General features: G+C 67.5%; 14 protein-coding genes. 6 read left to right on the forward strand and 8 right to left on the reverse strand.

The window, feature by feature from the left end:
- The 6 genes from AC3WRR_RS18695 to AC3WRR_RS18720 form a co-directional block, all read right to left on the reverse strand.
- The coding region (locus AC3WRR_RS18695; protein ID WP_492297785.1) for a VCBS domain-containing protein at window positions 1-1,543 on the reverse strand (1,543 nt) is incomplete at its 3' end.
- Window positions 1,544-1,617: 74 nt separating this feature from the next.
- Complete coding sequence (locus tag AC3WRR_RS18700) at window positions 1,618-3,006, reverse strand: HlyD family type I secretion periplasmic adaptor subunit (protein WP_492297787.1); 1,389 nt, start codon at window positions 3,004-3,006, stop codon at window positions 1,618-1,620.
- Window positions 2,990-5,182 carry a type I secretion system permease/ATPase gene (locus tag AC3WRR_RS18705; protein WP_492297789.1) on the reverse strand — a complete coding sequence of 731 codons (2,193 nt, stop codon included), beginning with the start codon at window positions 5,180-5,182 and terminating at the stop codon, window positions 2,990-2,992. The genes AC3WRR_RS18700 and AC3WRR_RS18705 overlap by 17 nt, the downstream gene beginning before the upstream one ends.
- Before the next feature lie 293 nt (window positions 5,183-5,475).
- Window positions 5,476-5,682, reverse strand: a complete 207-nt coding sequence (locus tag AC3WRR_RS18710; RefSeq protein WP_010813946.1) for a DUF6494 family protein — start codon at window positions 5,680-5,682, stop codon at window positions 5,476-5,478.
- Window positions 5,683-5,828: 146 nt separating this feature from the next.
- On the reverse strand, window positions 5,829-7,073 hold the full coding sequence (locus AC3WRR_RS18715; protein ID WP_010813947.1) for a CaiB/BaiF CoA transferase family protein: 1,245 nt from the start codon (window positions 7,071-7,073) through the stop codon (window positions 5,829-5,831).
- Window positions 7,073-7,987, reverse strand: coding sequence for an SDR family NAD(P)-dependent oxidoreductase (locus tag AC3WRR_RS18720; protein WP_010813948.1), 915 nt, complete (start codon window positions 7,985-7,987; stop codon window positions 7,073-7,075). The genes AC3WRR_RS18715 and AC3WRR_RS18720 overlap by 1 nt, the downstream gene beginning before the upstream one ends.
- Window positions 7,988-8,177: 190 nt before the next feature.
- Between AC3WRR_RS18720 and AC3WRR_RS18725 the strand changes: the two genes are divergently transcribed.
- Window positions 8,178-9,080, forward strand: coding sequence for a LysR family transcriptional regulator (locus tag AC3WRR_RS18725; RefSeq protein WP_010813949.1), 903 nt, complete (start codon window positions 8,178-8,180; stop codon window positions 9,078-9,080).
- Between the two features lie 21 nt (window positions 9,081-9,101).
- On the opposite strand, the gene AC3WRR_RS18730 is transcribed toward AC3WRR_RS18725, so the two are convergent.
- Both AC3WRR_RS18730 and AC3WRR_RS18735 read right to left on the reverse strand, forming a co-directional pair.
- Entirely contained in the window at window positions 9,102-9,608 is a 507-nt protein-coding gene (locus AC3WRR_RS18730) for a DUF2628 domain-containing protein (RefSeq protein ID WP_492297791.1), read from the reverse strand.
- 196 nt (window positions 9,609-9,804) lie between these two features.
- Entirely contained in the window at window positions 9,805-10,272 is a 468-nt protein-coding gene (locus AC3WRR_RS18735; protein WP_010813951.1) for an MgtC/SapB family protein, read from the reverse strand.
- Between the two features lie 500 nt (window positions 10,273-10,772).
- Here AC3WRR_RS18735 and AC3WRR_RS18740 point away from each other — a divergent pair, with 500 nt between their 5' ends.
- The 5 genes from AC3WRR_RS18740 to AC3WRR_RS18760 all read left to right on the forward strand — a co-directional run bounded on the left by AC3WRR_RS18740 (window position 10,773) and on the right by AC3WRR_RS18760 (window position 16,354).
- Window positions 10,773-11,942 carry an acyl-CoA dehydrogenase family protein gene (locus AC3WRR_RS18740; protein ID WP_011616752.1) on the forward strand — a complete coding sequence of 390 codons (1,170 nt, stop codon included), beginning with the start codon at window positions 10,773-10,775 and terminating at the stop codon, window positions 11,940-11,942.
- A gap of 9 nt (window positions 11,943-11,951) precedes the next feature.
- Complete coding sequence (locus tag AC3WRR_RS18745) at window positions 11,952-13,148, forward strand: CaiB/BaiF CoA transferase family protein (protein ID WP_010813953.1); 1,197 nt, start codon at window positions 11,952-11,954, stop codon at window positions 13,146-13,148.
- A gap of 79 nt (window positions 13,149-13,227) precedes the next feature.
- Window positions 13,228-14,610: an MmgE/PrpD family protein gene (locus AC3WRR_RS18750; RefSeq protein ID WP_492297794.1), complete on the forward strand. Its 1,383-nt coding sequence runs from the start codon at window positions 13,228-13,230 to the stop codon at window positions 14,608-14,610.
- 10 nt (window positions 14,611-14,620) lie between these two features.
- Entirely contained in the window at window positions 14,621-15,445 is an 825-nt protein-coding gene (locus AC3WRR_RS18755; RefSeq protein ID WP_058697838.1) for an HpcH/HpaI aldolase/citrate lyase family protein, read from the forward strand.
- A 42-nt stretch (window positions 15,446-15,487) separates the two neighbouring features.
- Window positions 15,488-16,354, forward strand: a complete 867-nt coding sequence (locus AC3WRR_RS18760) for an HTD2 family dehydratase (RefSeq protein WP_011616748.1) — start codon at window positions 15,488-15,490, stop codon at window positions 16,352-16,354.
- Window positions 16,355-17,278: the final 924 nt, after the last annotated feature.

The raw sequence follows: 17,278 nt of genomic DNA on the forward strand, positions 1-17,278 counted from the left end.
CACCGGTGATGTCGACCTTGATGGTCTGCTGCGCGCTCTGGTCGGCGGAGGACACCGTCAGCGAATCGCTGACCTGCTGCCCCGCGATCAGCACATCGGCCTTGGTGTTGTCGAGCGTATAGCTCCAGGCGCCGGTGTTGCTGTCGAAGCTGAAGGTGCCGTACTGTCCTGCCAGACTCTCCGGCGGCACTGCGGCAAAGTGCGCTTCACCGGTATCGACGTCAGTGACCGTCAGCTTGCCGCTGGCGGAGGCGTCGCCGAGGTCGGTGTTGCCTGCGCCGCCAGCCTCGGTTACCGCCTTGTCTTCGCTGTCCGAGGCCGTGATCGTGGCTCCATCGTTGGCACCAGTAATCCGGATGCTCAGCGATGAAGCCGCGCTGGCCTGCCCGTCGGACACCTCATAGTTGAACGTGTCCTGGACTTGCTGGCCCTGCCGCAATGCCTGCACCTGGCCATTGCCGTTGTCCAGCTCATAGCTGTAGCTGCCGTCGGCGTGGAGCGTCAGCGTGCCGTACTGGCCGGCATAAGTGCCGGGATTGGCCACGGCCAGCACGTTCCCCGCATCGACGTCGCTGTCGTTCGACAGCACATTGCCGGTGATCGGGTTCGGAGAGTTGTTCTCGCCGATCGCGTGGGTATCGGCCACTGCCGTTGGCGCATGGTTGTCGTAGCCAGCGAAGTCCGACTTGGTCAGTTCGTGCAGGCCGTTGAGCTTGATGACCATTTCCGCCGTGGCGGGATTGCCGTCGACATCCACGTAGACATAGGTATTGCCCCCCGATTGCTGGAACCAGGCTCCGTGGGCCGTGGGCTGGCGGCCACCCCATTCAAAGCCAGTGTCGCCCAGCACGGGCCGCAAGTCGAGGTGGTCCACGCCGCGCTGGAAGTCGGTGATCACATCCATGCCGGCCGCGGTGGAGTCGGAGACGGCGTTATAGACAAAGACGTCGGCGCCGCTGCCGCCGCTCAGGGTGTCGCCGCCTGCCCCGCCGGCGATCTTGTCGTTGCCGCCTTCACCGTAGATGGTGTCCTTGCCGTTGCCACCGGCAATGATGTCGTCGCCGCCCAGGGCGGCATTGTTGCCGTTGTCCCCGTAGATCAGGTCGTCGCCGTTGCCGCCATAGATGCGGTCGTTACCCGGCCGGGCTGACTCATGGCCGGCACCGAGCAGGTAGTCGGCGTAGCTGTCATAGCCGTCGCCATACAGCGTATCGCCGCCATTGTCGCCGGTGTAAAGCGCCGACGAGCCGTCGATGCTGCCGATCACGTCATCGCCGCCGCCGCCATAGACCGCGTCGGTGCCGTTGCCACCCGACAAGTTGTCATTGCCGAGCCCGCCGAAGACCCGGTCCTTGCCGTTGGCGCCCAGCAGCGTGTCGTCGCCGCTGCCGCCTTCGACGATATCGTCGCCGTTGCCGGCATCGACATAGTCGTTGCCATCGCCGGCGCTGACGTAGTCATTGCCATTGCCGCTCAGGATGGTGTCGGCGGACGTGGTGCCGCTGATGCTGTCGCTGCCGTTGCTACCTGTCAGGGTTGCCATGATCACTCTCCGTCCTGAATGCCAGCCTGCTGGCCATGCCTTGCTTGTTGTCGTCGTGGGCAAACCGCCCGCTCTTATCGTTCCCGGAACGCCAGTTCCCTGGTCTTGATGATGGGCTTGAGCAGGTAATGGAGCACCGTCTTCTGCCCGGTCAGCACATCGACCGTCGCCACCATGCCGGGCAGGATGGGCACCTGCACGGCACTGCCGCCTGGCCGGTTGTCGCGCGTGCGCACGCGCACCAGGTAGTAGCTTTCCGGGCGCTCGCCCGGGCGCTCCGGTGTCAGCGTATCGGCGCTGATATGCTCCACGGTGCCGGCAAAGCCGCCATAGATCGAAAAGTCATAGGCCGACAGCTTGACCACCGCCGGCTGGCCGGGCCGCAGGAAGGCAATGTCGGCAGGCCGCACGCGCGCCTCTACCAGCAGCGTGTCTTCCAGCGGGACGATCTCCAGCAGATCCATGCCGGGCTGCACCACGCCGCCAACGGTATTGATCTTGATCTGCTTGATGACGCCCGCAAGCGGGGCGCGTACCAGGGTACGGTCGACGCGGTCCTGCAGCGCGGTGTTGGTGGCGCTCTGCGCGGCCTGTTCGGCCTTGGCCTGGTTGAGCTCTTTCATGGCCTCGGCACGATAATGCGTGCCCAGTTCGTCGGCTTTTTGCTGGCTCTCGCGGTAGGCGGCCTCCAGGCGCGGCATGGCGAGCCGTGCGGCCTCCAGCTCGCCTTTCAGGTCATTGGCCTGGCGCTCCAGCCGCAGCAGGTCGACCTCGGACACGACGCCCTGCGCCATCATCGGGCGCATCATGGCCAGCTCCTGTGCCACCAGCCGATGGCTCCGCCGCAGTTGCTGCTCGCGCGAGCGCTTCTCGGTCAGCTCCTGCCGCCGCTGCTCGGACTGCTGGCGCAGCACGGCGAGATTGGCATCGAACGCGCGCTTGCGTGACTCGAACAGCGCGCGCTCCTCGGACACGAAGCGGCGGCCCTCGGCATCGGCCGGCGCGCTCGCCACGAACGCCGTGCCGTCGGCCTCGGCGCTCAGGCGCGCAATGCGTGCCACCAGCGCATCGTCCCTGGTGCGGCCTTCCTGGTATGAAGCCGTGAAGCGTGTATCGTCGATGCGCATCAGCGGCTGGTCCTTGTTCACCACCTGCCCCGGTCGCACCATGATCTCGGCGATGATCCCGCCTTCGAGGTTCTGCACCACCTGCACCTGGCTCGACGGGATCACCTTGCCCTCGCCCACGGCCACCTCGTCCACCCGCGCCAGCGCGGCCCAGGCCAGCGCCAACAGCACGAAGACCAGGGCGGACCAAAGGATCCAGTGCGTGAAATAGCGCGGTTGCGCCATCGCGGCCGCATCGCGCTCGCACATGAAGGCGGTGTCGTCGGCACGTGGCCTCAGCGCGGCGATCAGGCGCCGCACTGGCCCCATGCGTTGCGGATCAGGCTGAAGCGACATGGAGCTTCCTCCCCGCGAGCGCGTTCAGGACTTCGGCCTTGGGACCATCGGCGACGATACGGCCCTGGTCCATCACGATCAGGCGATCGACCAGGCTGAGCAGCGAGCCGCGATGCGTGACCAGGATCAGCGTGCGCCCGCCCAGCGCTAAGGCCAGGCGCGCCTTGAACTGCTCCTCGGTGCGGTTGTCCATGGCGCTGCTGGGTTCGTCGAGCAGCAGCAGCGGCGGCTGCAGCAACTCGGCACGGGCAATGGCAATGGCCTGGCGCTGGCCGCCCGACAGGCCTTCGCCGCGCTCTCCCAGGCGCAAGTCATAGCCGTCCGGCAGGCGACCGACAAAGTCGCTCACGCCGCCCAGGCGCGCCGCGCGCAGCACCGCCTCGTCGTCGGTGTACGGGGCGCCCATCACGATGTTGTCGCGCAGCGTCCCGCTGAACAGCATCACGTCCTGCGGCACATAGCCGATGTCGCGCCGCAACGCGGCCGGGTCCAGCTGGCGCACCTCCGCGCCGTCGACCAGCACGGTGCCGGCATCCGGTGCGTACAGGCCAAGGATCAGCTTCTCGATGGTGGTCTTGCCTGAGCCGATGCGGCCTATCAGGCCAACCCGCTCGCCGCTGGCAATGCGGAACGAGACCCCATCCAGTGCCGCGATGTCGCGGCCCGGATAGCGAAAGCTGACCTGCCGGAACTCGATCTCGCCGCGCAGCGGCGGACGGTGCAGGAAATGCTTGCCGGGCGGGCGCTCGACGGGCAGCGCCATCATGCGGTCGATACCGGCCAGCGCGGTGCGCGCCTGGTGATAGCGGGTGGTCAGCCCCGCCACTTGCGACAGCGGCGCCAGCGCGCGGCCGGCAAGGATGGTGCAGGCAATCAGGCCGCCCGTGGTCAGCCGGTCGTCGGCGATCAGGTAGACGCCGATCACCACCACCACCAGCGTGGCGGCCTGCTGGGCGAACAGCGAGAAGTTGATCACGCAGGCGGAGAGCAGCCGCGCGCGCAGCCCCAGTTGCGCCATCTGCCCGACCACCTGCTCCCATTTGCGCTGGGCGGCACCTTCGGCACCGCTGGTCTTGACGGTCTCCAGCCCCACCAGGGTTTCGACCAGTGCGGCCTGGCGCTGGGCCGCGCAGGCGCTGCTGGCGCGCACCGCGCGCGACAGCGGTCCCTGCAGCAGCAGGCTGGTGCCGATCACCAGCGGCACCGCCAGCAGCGGCACCCAGGCCAGCGGGCCACCGACCCAGAACATGGCCGCAATGAAGACCGCGGCGAACGGAAGGTCAACCAGGGTCGTGATGGTGGCCGAGGTCAGGAACTCGCGCACCGACTCGAATTCATGCAGCTGGCTGCTCAGGCTGCCCACCGACGCCGGCCGCGCCTTCATCTCGATGCCCAGCACCTTCTCGAACACCGTCGCGGACACCGTGACATCGATGCGCCGGCCCGCTACGTCGACAAAATAGCCCCGCAGCGTGCGCATCACCAGCTCGAAGCCAAGCACCAGGCCCACACCGATGGCCAGTGCCCACAGCGTTTCCAGCGCATGGTTCGGCACCACACGGTCATAGACGTTCATGGTGAACAGCGGCATGACCAGCGCGAACAGGCTGAGCAGCAGCGAGGCAACCAGCACCTCGCCATAGAGCGGCCACGACTGGCGCATCACGCCCCAGAACCATCCATGTGGCGACGCCGGCCCGGCATCGTCCGCCGCCTCGAAGCGGTGCGCGGGCCGGGCAAAGATGGCATGGCCGGTGTACCGGGCCAGCAGGTCTTCCTGGCGGACCGGCTGCTCGCCGTCGCCCCACTCCGGCTGCGAGACCAGCAGCATGCCCACGTCGCCACGGCGCAGCATTACGCAGGCCTCGCCCTGGTCGAGCAGCAGGATGGCGGGCAGCACCAGGTCCGGGATGTCGCCCAGCGGGCGCTTGACCAGCCGGGCCGACATGCCCGCGCGTGCGGCCGCGCGTGGAAACAAGGCAGGGGTCAGGCGCTCCGCCTCCAGCGGCAGGCCCGCAATCAGGGCTTCGGCCGCGACTGGCCGCTGGAAGCGCCGGGCCAGCCAGAGCAGGCACGCCAGCAGCGGATCATCGGGGCGCGCGTGCCGACCTGCCGGATCCGGCAGGTTCCAGCCGGTGTCCTCGATGTTCCTTGCGGGCGCGGCGGCGGCATGCATGGCAACGGCCCCCGCCCTTCAGAGCGGCGCGTGGCGAGTGACCCGCCCTTGCGCACATAGCGTTGCACGGCCTGCGCATACCGCGCCCCCTGCGCAATGCATGCGCTCGTTGCATCCAGCCATGGTTTCCCCCCGGTCCCATTGGTTCGACGTTTCCGGGAAGAATATGTGAAGGGGCCCTGCGCGCCCATACTGCGGATGGATCAGATGGCGCAACAAAAGGACCGGGCGGGGTCATCCTTTTGGCGTTTCACGCAAGAAACAGAACCAAAACGAGCACCGCCATGACTGCCTTACTCAAGCTGGATTTCACCCTCGAAGCGCGCCTGGAGCTTGACACCAGCCAGTTCCAGCGTCACCGACACCGGCAAGTGCTCGTTGCCGGCGATGGTACCGTCGGCCATGGCCCTGGCTATCGCCTGTTCGATCTCGCGCTGTGAGCTGACGCCGACCACCTTCAGGAACTTGCGGATGCTGAGGTTGAAGGTCTCTTCGTTCATGGCTGTCTCCTGTGGGGAACCCGGGAATCACGGTTCGGGCCGCTACCCAGACAGCCTAGGCGATGGGGGGACTTTGTGCAGAGGCCTGGTGATCCGCCCGGAAGCAGGCAGTGCCCGGCAGTTGCCTGCCAGGCATCCGTCACCAATCAGACCACGCCTTGCTCGCGCAGCCTGGCGATGCGCTCGGCCGACATACCCAGCACCGATTCCAGCACCTGTTCGGTATGCTCGCCCAGCCGCGGCGGCGGTGCGTCGTATTGCACCGGGGTTGCCGACAGCCGCAACGGGCTCTTGACGGTCGGGCACAGGCTGCCGTCGTCGCGCACCAGGTCGACCTGCAGCTCGCGATGCCGCACCTGCGGGTCTTCCAGCACCTGGCCGTAGTCGTTGATCGGCCCGCACGGGATGCCCTGCGCTTCCAGCGCCTGCACCCAGTGCGCCGTCGGCCGCGTGCGCATATGCGCCTCGAGCAGCGGCACCAGCGTGTCGCGATGGATGATGCGGCCGGGGCCGGTGGCAAAGCGCTCGTCGGCGGCCAGGTCGGGACGCTCGACGCCGCGGCAATACGCCTGCCACTGCCCGTCGTTACCGGCCGCCACGATCATGTAGCCGTCGGCGGTGGCGAACACATGGTAGGGCACCATATTGGCGTGCGCATTGCCGTAGCGCGGCATGGCCTTGCCGGTCACGCGCTGGGCGATGATCGGCGTGGCGCCGACCGCCACCACCGCATCGAGCAGCGCCATGTCGATATGCTGGCCCTCGCCGGTGCGCTCGGCATGTCGCAACGCGGCCAGCACGGCCACGGTGGCATACATGCCGGTAAGCATGTCGACCACCGCCACGCCCACCTTCTGCGGCCCGCCGCCGGGCAGGTCGTCGCGCTCGCCGGTGACGCTCATCAGGCCGCCCAGGCCCTGGAAGATGAAGTCATAGCCGGGCTTGTGCGCGCTCGGCCCGGTCTGGCCGTAGCCCGTGATCGAGCAGTAGACGATGGACGGGTTGATCGCCTTGAGGCTGTCATAGTCCAGCCCGTAGCGCTTCAGGTCGCCGACCTTGTAGTTCTCCAGCACGATCTGCGACTTGGCCGCCAGTTCGCGCACAATCTCCTGCCCTTGCGGGCTGGCGATATCGAGCGTCACCGACTGCTTGCCGCGGTTGGCGCCGGCAAAGTAGGTGGCGTCGCGCGACGGCTGCCCGTCCGCGCCGGGCAGCCAGGGCGGCCCCCACGAACGGGTGTCGTCGCCCGCGCCGGGCCGCTCCACCTTGATGACTTCGGCGCCCAGGTCCGCCAGGTTCTGCGCGCACCAGGGACCGGCCAGGATGCGCGACAGGTCCAGCACCCGCACGCCGGCAAGCGCGCCGTGCGCCGCGGCCTGGCTGCCCGCCATCAGATCGGGTCCCAGCTGATCACATCGGGCGAACGCTCCAGCTTGAAGAAGCTGTTGCGCATCGCCGGCATGGCGATCTCGCCCACGGTTTCAGGCGTCCAGCCATCGCTCATGTGCACCGAGCGCACCGGGCGCGGCTGGCTCATCAGGATGATCTCGTTGGCACGCACCGCGAAGATCTGGCCGTTGACTTCGCTGGCGGCCGGGCTGGCAAGGTAGACCGCCACCGGCGCGATCTTGCCGGCTTCCATCTTCTGCAGCTTGGCCACGCGCGCTTTCTCTTCCGGCGTTTCGGCCGGGATCGAGCTGGTCATGCGGCTCCAGGCGAACGGCGCGATGCAGTTCGAGCGCACATTGAAGCGCTGCATGTCCAGCGCGATCGACTTGGACAGCGCGGCAATGCCCAGCTTGGCCGCCGAGTAGTTGGCCTGGCCCAGGTTGCCGATCAGGCCCGAGGTCGAGGTCATGTGCACGTAGGCGCCGCTCTCCTGGTCCTTGAAGTAGCTGGCCGCGGCGCGGCTGACGAAGAAGGTGCCGTGCAGGTGCACGTCGATCACCGAGCGCCATTCTTCTTCATTCATCTTGAAGAACATGCGGTCGCGCAGGTTGCCGGCGTTGTTGACCACGGCGTCGATGCGGCCGAAGTTGTCCAGCGCGCATTGCACGATGGCATTGGCGCCGTTCCAGGTCGACACGCTGTCGGTATTGGCCACGGCCTCGCCGCCGGCGGCGCGGATTTCCTCCACCACGCGCTGAGCGGGGCCGGCGTCGCCGCCCTCGCCGGTCATCGACACGCCGAGGTCGTTGACCACCACCTTGGCGCCGGCGGCGGCCAGTGCCAGCGCGATGCCGCGCCCGATTCCACCACCTGCGCCCGTCACCAGCGCGACCTTGCCTGCCATCAAACCGCTCATTGCGTTGCTCCTCTGAATACTTTTTGTGCGGTCACCGACCGCAAACCCGGCGAAACACCCCTGCGCCGCGGGCATTCGCCCGCCGGTGCGGTCAATCCGGATGTCCACGCCGCAGTGGATACGATAAATTGACGGCCGAGACTTTGGAATTCACGAATCACAAAACTGGCCTTTGGCCTGACGGAAGCCCATGCATTACGACCTGACCGACCTCCGCCTCTTCCTGAACGTTGGCGAGACGGAGAACCTGACCCGCGCGGCCGAACGCAGCTTCCTGTCGCTGCCCGCGGCCAGCACCCGGATCAAGCAACTGGAAGAGGCGTTCCAGACACAATTGCTGATCCGCCAGGTCAAGGGGGTGCGCCTGACGCCGGCGGGCGATGCGCTGCTGCGCCACGCGCGCGAGGTCTTCCGCGAACTGGAATGCCTGCACGCCGACCTGCGGCCCTATGCCAAGGGCGTCAAGGGCCGGGTGCGGCTGCTGGCCAACACCACCGCCACCAACTCGTTCCTGGCCACCGGCGTATCGCGCTTCCTGAGCGAGAACCCGGACGTGGACATCGAGCTGGAAGAGCACCTGTCGCAGGAAATCGTCTCGGCCATCAGCGCCGGCGCCGCCGACCTGGGCATCGTGGCCGGTGAAGTCGCCACCCAGGACCTGGACGCGATGCACCTGTGCAGCGATGAGCTGATCGTGATTGCACCGGTCAACCACCCGCTGCCGGCCTTCAAGCGGCTGCATTTCGCCGACCTGCTCGATACCTGCCGCTTTGTCGGCCTGAACCAGTTCAGCGCGATCCAGTCGTTCCTGGACCGCATCGCCGGCGGCATGGGCAAGCGCATCAGCCTGCGCATCCAGGTGGGCAGCTTCGATGCCGTATGCCGCATGGTCGAGGCCGGCGCGGGCATCGCCATCGTGCCCAACAGCTGCGCGCGCCGCTACGCCAGCCGCAAGGTGCTGCGCTTTATCCAGCTGGAAGACGAATGGGCCAAGCGCGAGCTGCGCCTGGTGCGCCGCCCGGGGCGCGAACTGCCCCAGTTTGCCGAAACCCTGATCCAGTACCTGGTCGACGCGGCGCGCGAGCCCGTGTAAATCAGGGAAGCCGCCGACCGTTCAGCCGGCGGCCAGCCCGCCGCCCTGCACCACCAGCCCCGCCAGCGGGCTCAGCGACACCGCCATCACCACCAGCAGCAGGCCCATGGCGAACACACCGGGCCAGCTGGTGCGGCCACAGCGCGCCAGCGAGTCGTGCACCAGTTCCGGTGAGAAATGGTACTCGCGCAGGTGCCGGACGGTCGCCTCGGCATGCCAGCGGTAGATCTGGTTGCCATACATGCCCAGCAGCAGCGCCATGGCATACAGCATCGGCCGGACCGCCAGCGGCATCTTCAGCCCGAACAGCGCGTGCAGCACCGGTTCGGCGCAGACGATCAGCGCATAGACCCCCACCTGCCAGTACATGCGCCGGTAGGCCATCCAGAACGGCCCCAGCAGGCACGCCGCCCAGTTCCACGACATGCCGCCGCGTGCCTCTGCCAGGGACCAGCGCTGGCTGTAGTACGCATAGCGCGGCCCCACGAATGCGGCCAGCGCCGCATCGTCACGGATCGATGATTTCATGGCTGCCTCCCCCTGCTCTGCCACGGCCGCGCCTGTGGATCGCGGCGCAACCTGTGCCACAGCATAGGGCGCAGCGCGCGCGGGCAGCGTGCGCTGGCGCGCATTACTGTGGGAAATGACGCAAATTGGCGGGCAAGCGAACAGACCGGCGCACGCCGGGCGGCACGGGGTGCCGGATGCACCGGGCGCGGGTGCGCTATTTCCAGCGCTGCAGGACCTGCAGGATGACCAGCGTGAAAATGGTGGCGATCACCGCGGTGGTATCGCGACCCAGGCCGGCAGCCACGCCGATGGCCGCGACCATCCAGATGCTGGCCGCGGTGGTCAGGCCCTGGATGTGAGCTTCGTCGCTGTGCTTCAGGATCGCGCCGGCGCCAAGGAAGCCGATGCCGGCAATCAGCCCCTGCAGCACGCGGCTGATGTCGGCCAGCGGCGTCCCTGCCTGCAGCGGCACCAGCACGAACAGCGCCGAGCCCAGCGCCACCAGCATATGGGTGCGCAGCCCCGCTGCCTTGCCGGAGGCCTCGCGCTGATAGCCGATCAGGCCGCCCAGCAACACCGCCATGAACAGGCGTGCCAGGATGCGGGTGGCCTCGCCAGCGTCCGGCACATCGGCGAACTCGGCGCGCAAGACACTGTAGATCTCGGACCAGACCCCGTCCATGGCTCGTCTCCGGGTGCTTGGGTACACCTGAGCGTAGCACGGGATGGCCTGCCGGCAACCGGGCCGGCGGGCCCCAAGGCGCTCGCGCCACACCGCGCGGGCCGTCCACCAGGCGCTTGCGGCTGCGTCCTACACCGCAAGCGGAAGCTCGCCGACAGTGCCGCCATGACGGCATTCCTATATTGGAATCACCGATTACCGTCATCGACAGGAGTTGCACCATGCCCTATATCCTTGCCTGGCTACTTGGCGTCCCGGCCTTCATCCTGGTCCTGATCTGGCTCTTCATGCACTGATTCCCAGGCCCGGCCTGCCAGCCATCCCCGCGCAAGAGGCCGCTGCGCCGGCCTCTTGCGCAACTGCGGGCGCCCCGGCGCCGCATGCAGCTTCCGCCCCCCCCCCGCTTCCGGCCCACCTAAGCCGCTCTTTCGCAAATCCGAATTTCAGCGTGCCGGGGGCTCGGGAATAATGGCCCCATTCAATCCGAGCGGGGCTACCCCATGCACGCACATCAGGATCCAGACCAGCTCTACCCCGAAATCCGCGAAGCGGTACGCGACCTCTGTGCCGGCTTCGATTCGGCGTACTGGCAACGGGTGGAAGAGCAGAACGCCTTTCCTGAGACCTTTGTCCAGGCTCTGACCCAGGCGGGCTGGCTGTCAGCGCTGATCCCCGAAGCCTATGGCGGCTCGGGCCTGTCGCTGACAGCCGCCTCGGTCATCATGGAGGAAATCAACCGCAGCGGCGGCAATTCCGGCGCCTGCCACGGCCAGATGTACGTAATGGGCTGCCTGCTGCGCCACGGCTCCGAAGCGCAGAAACAGCGCTGGCTGCCGGGCATCGCCTCGGGCGAGTTGCGCATGCAGTCGATGGCCGTGACCGAGCCCACCACCGGCACCGACACCACCAAGCTCAAGACCACCGCGGTGCGCCAGGGCGACAAGTACATCGTCAATGGCCAGAAGGTATGGATTTCGCGCGTGCAGCATTCGGACCTGATGCTGCTGCTGGCACGCACCACGCCGCTGGACCAGGTCAAGCGCAAGTCCGAGGGCCTGTCGGTGTTTGTGGTGGACCTGCGTGATGCCATCGGCAAGGGCCTGACGGTCAAGCCGATCCGCAACATGGTCAACCACGAGACCAACGAGCTGTTTTTCGACAACCTCGAAGTCCCCGCCGGAAACCTGATCGGCGAGGAAGGCAAGGGCCTGAAGTACATCCTTGACGGCCTCAACGCCGAACGCATCCTGATCGCCGCGGAGTGCATCGGCGATGGCTACTGGTTTGTCGAGCGCGCCAGCAACTATGCGCGCGACCGCATCGTGTTCGACCGCCCGATCGGCCAGAACCAGGCCGTGCAGTTCCCGATCGCGCGCTCGTACATCAATGTCGAGGCGGCCAGCCTGATGCGCTACAAGGCGTCGCAATTGTTCGACGCCGGCAAGCCGTGCGGCAAGGAAGCCAATATCTCCAAGCTGCTGGCCGCCGACGCGTCGTGGGAAGCGGCCAACGTCTGCCTGCAGACGCACGGCGGCTTCGGCTTTGCCGCCGAGTACGACATCGAACGCAAGTTCCGCGAGACGCGCCTGTACCAGGTGGCGCCGATCTCGACCAACCTGATCCTGTCCTACGTGGCCGAGCATGTGCTCGAGCTGCCGCGTTCGTTCTAAGGCCCCTGCATGTCCCATTCCCCCAAAGGCATCCGCCCGCTCGACGGCATCCGCGTGGTCTCGCTCGAGCACGCCGTGGCCGCGCCCTTCGCCACGCGCCAGCTGGCCGACCTTGGTGCCCGCGTCATCAAGATCGAGCGCCCCGGAGTGGGCGACTTCGCGCGCGGCTATGACCAGTCCGTGCACGGCCAGGCCTCGTACTTTGTGTGGCTTAACCGGGGCAAGGAAAGCCTGACCCTGGATCTGAAGGATCGAGAGGCGCAGGCCATCCTGCACCGGCTGCTGGCCGATGCCGATGTGCTGGTGCAGAACCTCGCCCCCGGCGCGGCAGCGCGCATGGGCCTGGACTTCGACAGCCTGCACGGCAAGTACGACAAGCTCATCGTCTGTGACATCTCGGGCTATGGCGACTCCGGTCCCTATCGCGACAAGAAGGCCTACGACCTGCTGATCCAGGCCGCCGCCGGCCTGGTGGGCCTCACCGGCGGACCGAACGAGCCGTCGCGCGCCGGCGTTTCGATCGCCGACATCTCGGCCGGCATGTACGCCTACAGCGGCATCCTTTCGGCGCTGCTGCAGCGTGGCCGCACCGGCAAGGGCCTGCGCGTGCAGGTGACCATGCTCGAGGCGATGGCCGAGTGGATGAACCAGGTCCTCTACTTCGGCCACTACGGCGGCAAGCCGCCGGGACGCTTCGGCGCTTCGCATCCGACCATCGCCCCGTATGGCGTGCATCGCACCGGCAATGGCAGCGTGATCTTCAGCGTGCAGAACGAACGCGAGTTCGCCAATTTCTGCGAGATCGTGCTCGGCAACCGGGAACTGGCGCAGGACGAACGCTTCTCCAGCAATACGGCCCGTGTGCACAATCGCCCCGAACTCACCGCCATCATCGAAGAGCGCTTCGCGCCGATGACTGTGGCGCAGGCCGAGGCACTGCTCGACGAGGCGCAGATCGCCAATGCCCCGATGAACGACATCGAGGGCGTATGGAACCATCCGCAGTTGCAGGCACGCCAGCGCTGGCGCGAAGTGGCCACCCCGGGCGGTCCGATCGGCGCGCTGCTGCCGCCCGCCAACCTGTCGGGCGTGGAGCCTGTCATGGGCGACGTACCGGCACTGGGCGCGCACAGCCGGCAGATCCTGGCCGAGCTCGGCTATGACGACGGCGATATCGCCGCGCTGGCTGACAAGCGGACCATCTGAACACACGACGCCCGGCCATCTCGCACAGAGCGCCGGGCTTTTTCCTCCTCCACGAAACCCAATCCGCATCGGAGCCTGCATGAGCCAACCCGCAGACACCACCTACCCCACCCGCCAGCTTTGCGACTTCCTGGCCGACCTCAAGCTGGCCGACGTGCCCGCGCCCGTGATCGAGCGCACCAAGGACCTGTTCCTGGACTGGATCGCCTCGGCCATCGCCGGCAAGGATGCCCCCGCCGTGCGCAAGCTGCAGGAGTTCGCCGCGGCCATGGGCCCGGCGCAAGGCGGCGCCGAAGTGCTGGTGGACCGCCGCCGCACCTCGCCCTACTTTGCCGCGCTGATCAACGGCGCCTCCTCGCACGTGGTCGAGCAGGACGACGTGCACAACGGCTCGGTGCTGCACCCGGCCGCGGTGGTGTTCCCTGCCGTGGTGGCAGCCGCGCAGACCGAGGGCAAGACCGGCGCCGAAGTGCTGCTGGCCTCGATCGCCGGCTATGAGGCCGGCATCCGCATCGGCGAATTCATGGGCCGTTCGCACTACCGCGTGTTCCACACCACCGGCACGGTGGGCACGCTGGCCGCCGCCGCGGCCGTGGCCAAGCTCTACGGCCTCGATGCCGAAGGCATCAACCAGGCACTGGGCTCGGCCGGCACGCAGGCCGCGGGCCTGTGGGAATTCCTGCGCGACGCCGCCGACTCCAAGCAGCTGCATACCGCCAAGGCCGCGGCCGATGGCCTGCAGTCAGCCTGGCTCGCGCGCGCCGGCTTCACCGGCGCGAAGCAGATCCTGGAAGGCGCACAGGGCATGGCCGCCGGCATGTCCAGCGATGCCAACCCCGCCTGCCTGACCGACGGCCTGGGCACGCGCTGGGCCACCGCCGAGACCTCGTTCAAGTTCTTCGCCTCATGCCGCCACACGCACCCGGCCGCCGATGCGCTCAAGGCGCTGATGCAGCGCGAAGGCATCGGCGCCGACCAGGTCGCCAGCGTCACCACGCACGTGCACCAGGGCGCCATCGACGTGCTCGGCCCGGTGGTCAACCCCACCACCATCCACCAGGCCAAGTTCTCGATGGGCACGGTGCTGGGGCTGGTGGCCGTGCACGGCCATGCGGGTCTGGGCGAGTTCGAGCAGCATGCGCTGCAGGACCCGAAGGTGACCGCCTTCCGCGGCAAGGTCGGCATGGAACTGGATGCCGAGATCAACGCCGCCTACCCGCGCCAGTGGATCGGCCGCGTTACCGTCACGACCACCGACGGCCGCACACTGGCGGCGCGCGTCGACGTGCCCAAGGGCGATCCCGACAACACCCTGTCGCGCCCGGAACTGGAAGCGAAAGCGCTGCAGCTGGGCGCGTTCCGCCACGGCGCGAGCGAGGCCGAGATGCGCGCCATCATCCAGCGCGTGTGGGCGCTGGAGCAGGCCCCGAACGTCAACGACTGGCTGCCCGCCGCAGGCTGAGGACCAAGACATGTCCACTGCAGTCACCTACCTGTTCGTGCCGGGCGACCGGCCGGAACGCTTCGACAAGGCCGCTGCCGCCGGCCCCGATGTGATGATCCTGGACCTCGAGGACGCGGTCCATCCGGACGCCAAGCCCGCCGCGCGCGCAGCCATCGCCGCGTGGCTGGCCGGACTGCCCGCGGCCAATGCCTTTGTCCGCATCAACGACAGCGCCTCGCCGTCCTTTGCCGCCGACCTGGCCTGGCTGCGCGCGCTGCCCCCGGGTACCGCGCTGGCAGGCCTGCTGGTGCCCAAGGCAGAAGATGCCGCCGCGCTGGCCACCATCGCGCAGGCCCTGCACGCGATCAACCCGCAGGGCGAACTGGTCGCGATCATCGAAACCGCGCTGGGCCTGCATCAGATCGACGCCGTGGCCACCGCCACCGGCGTGGCACGTCTTGCCTTCGGCTCGCTCGACTATGCGGTCGACCTGGGCTGCAGCCATACGCGCGACGCGCTCGCCTTTGCACGCGCGCGCATCGTGCTGGCCTCACGCGTGGCCGGGCTGCCGCCGCCGGTCGACGGCGTGACCACCGCACTGAAAGACGAAGCCGTGCTGGCCAGCGACGTTGCCTATGCGCGCGAACTCGGCTTTGCCGGCAAGCTCTGCATCCACCCGGCCCAGCTGGGCGCGGCGCGCGCAGGCTTCCTGCCCAGCCCCGAGCAGCTCGACTGGGCCCGCCGTGTGCTGGAAGCTACCGCCAGCGGCAGCCATGCGGTGCAGGTCGATGGCAAGATGGTGGACCGGCCCGTGATCGAGCAGGCCCGCCGGCTGCTGGCACTGGCGCAATAACCCGCCTTCCGGCCACTTTCACGCATTACAAGGCTTACTGTCATGACTGACGCCACTCCTGAACTCGAACGCCTGCGCGGCTGGATCGGCCGCAGCGAATCGCGCACCGAAACGCTGTCGCCGGAACCGGTGATCGGCCTCGCCGCCACCTTCGACCTCGACCCCGAGGCCGTCGCCGCCGGCCCGCTGCCGCCGCTGTGGCACTGGCTCTACTTCCTGCCGCGCGCGCCGCAGCGTGAACTGGGACGCGACGGCCATCCCACCCTCGGCGGCTTCATGCCGCCGGTGCCGCTGCCGCGCCGCATGTGGGCCGGCAGCGAACTGAGCTTCAGCCATCCACTGCATATCGGCGATACCGTCACGCGCACCTCCACCATCAAGGACGTGCAGTACAAGACCGGGCGCACCGGTGAACTGTGGTTTGTCGCCGTCGATCACGAGCTGACCGTCAACGGCAAGACCGCGGTCAACGAGCGCCACGATATCGTCTACCGCGCCATGCCCGACCCGTCCAGGCCGCAGCCGCCGCGCCCGCGCCTGGAGCAGGCCGCGCAGTGGCAGCGCACGCTGCAGGCAGATCCGGTGATGCTGTTCCGCTACTCGGCACTGACCTTCAACGGCCACCGCATCCACTATGACCGCCAGTACACGCGCGAGGTCGAGGGCTACCCCGGCCTGGTGGTGCACGGGCCGATGCAGGCCATGCTGATGCTGGACCTGGTGGCGCGCGAGCAACCGCAGGCGCGCGTGCGCCGCTTTGGCTTCCGCGGCCTGGCGCCGCTGTTCGACCAGGACACCATCATCGTTGGCGGCGCGGCTGATCCGGCGCAGGCTGGGCGGCTGGTGCTGTGGACGGGGGACGATGCCGGCGGGCAGGCGATGCAGGGGTGGGCGGAAGTGGAAGGTTAAGAGCCTGAAGCCTTATCTGCTCCGCTGGTTTGCTCCCCTCTCCCGCTTGCGGGAGAGGGGGCACACAAACGGTCGGTCAAGTCCTGCGGTGCCCACAATTGACACCAGCGGGACCTGCCATCTCAGTGAATCAGCGACCGACCGCGATTGGTTACCCGACCATCGCCTCCTCAATTCCCTCCGCGACTTCTTCTACCCTGTCGGCCAGCAATCCAAGGGAGGCCCGGCAGAGCGCTCGCAAGGCTCCAACGTAGCCGGCTGCAAGGCTACGCTCCCCTCTTCCTGTGCGTCACATTCGCTGTGCGTAACCAACGTCAGTACGCAGGCCGTGCCTCGCGCAACCGCATCGGCTTGATCCAAGAGATTCAATAGCAAGAGTTGCCGAGGAACAGGCAGCGCGTCCTCACGCGCTGCGCGGCGGGTTTCGGGACTGAACCGCGAAAGGGAATCATCGAGTCGGGGCGGGGTGAAGGCGTCGGGTTCAATGCCGGATTGGGACATTGCTGACCTCCATAGCGTAGAAGAGGAGGTAACGTTGATCGGGTTCTCACTCCCGGTTCCTGCTGTATTAGCAGCCCATCCAGTCTAGAGAACCCTGCCGTTCACAATCAAGGCGCAGATTGTGAAGGATCGATACGCTAAGTTGAGCGTCAGTTGCCGACGTCCACAGAGCGGAGAACTCCACGCCTTGGCGAAGGCACGCATCACGGTTTACAGGCGATGCCTTGATGGCATTCAAGAAGGTACTTCGGCAGATTTGTGGTGGTGGCTCTTGGAGAGGCCCCGGTTTCGCCCCTAAAGGGGCGAGTCGCTTTCTGTCGCTCGGACAGAAAGTGACCCGCCCAGCAGGGCGGAACAGGGCCGTCGACCTACAACAACATCGAACCAGCCCCCAAGCCCCTCCCCCCTCAATCCGCCTGGATC

The organism is Cupriavidus sp. FW305-3-2-15-C-LB2 (assembly GCF_058787575.1).

Excerpts from the sequence above, each read along its gene's own strand:
- AC3WRR_RS18700 (WP_492297787.1), bottom strand. The coding sequence starts at position 3,006 with ATGTCGCTTCAGCCTGATCCGCAACGCATGGGGCCAGTGCGGCGCCTG.
- AC3WRR_RS18705 (WP_492297789.1), bottom strand. The coding sequence starts at position 5,182 with ATGCATGCCGCCGCCGCGCCCGCAAGGAACATCGAGGACACCGGCTGG.
- AC3WRR_RS18710 (WP_010813946.1), bottom strand. The coding sequence starts at position 5,682 with ATGAACGAAGAGACCTTCAACCTCAGCATCCGCAAGTTCCTGAAGGTG.
- AC3WRR_RS18715 (WP_010813947.1), bottom strand. The coding sequence starts at position 7,073 with ATGGCGGGCAGCCAGGCCGCGGCGCACGGCGCGCTTGCCGGCGTGCGG.
- AC3WRR_RS18720 (WP_010813948.1), bottom strand. The coding sequence starts at position 7,987 with ATGAGCGGTTTGATGGCAGGCAAGGTCGCGCTGGTGACGGGCGCAGGT.
- AC3WRR_RS18725 (WP_010813949.1), top strand. The coding sequence starts at position 8,178 with ATGCATTACGACCTGACCGACCTCCGCCTCTTCCTGAACGTTGGCGAG.
- AC3WRR_RS18730 (WP_492297791.1), bottom strand. The coding sequence starts at position 9,608 with ATGAAATCATCGATCCGTGACGATGCGGCGCTGGCCGCATTCGTGGGG.
- AC3WRR_RS18735 (WP_010813951.1), bottom strand. The coding sequence starts at position 10,272 with ATGGACGGGGTCTGGTCCGAGATCTACAGTGTCTTGCGCGCCGAGTTC.
- AC3WRR_RS18740 (WP_011616752.1), top strand. The coding sequence starts at position 10,773 with ATGCACGCACATCAGGATCCAGACCAGCTCTACCCCGAAATCCGCGAA.
- AC3WRR_RS18745 (WP_010813953.1), top strand. The coding sequence starts at position 11,952 with ATGTCCCATTCCCCCAAAGGCATCCGCCCGCTCGACGGCATCCGCGTG.
- AC3WRR_RS18750 (WP_492297794.1), top strand. The coding sequence starts at position 13,228 with ATGAGCCAACCCGCAGACACCACCTACCCCACCCGCCAGCTTTGCGAC.
- AC3WRR_RS18755 (WP_058697838.1), top strand. The coding sequence starts at position 14,621 with ATGTCCACTGCAGTCACCTACCTGTTCGTGCCGGGCGACCGGCCGGAA.
- AC3WRR_RS18760 (WP_011616748.1), top strand. The coding sequence starts at position 15,488 with ATGACTGACGCCACTCCTGAACTCGAACGCCTGCGCGGCTGGATCGGC.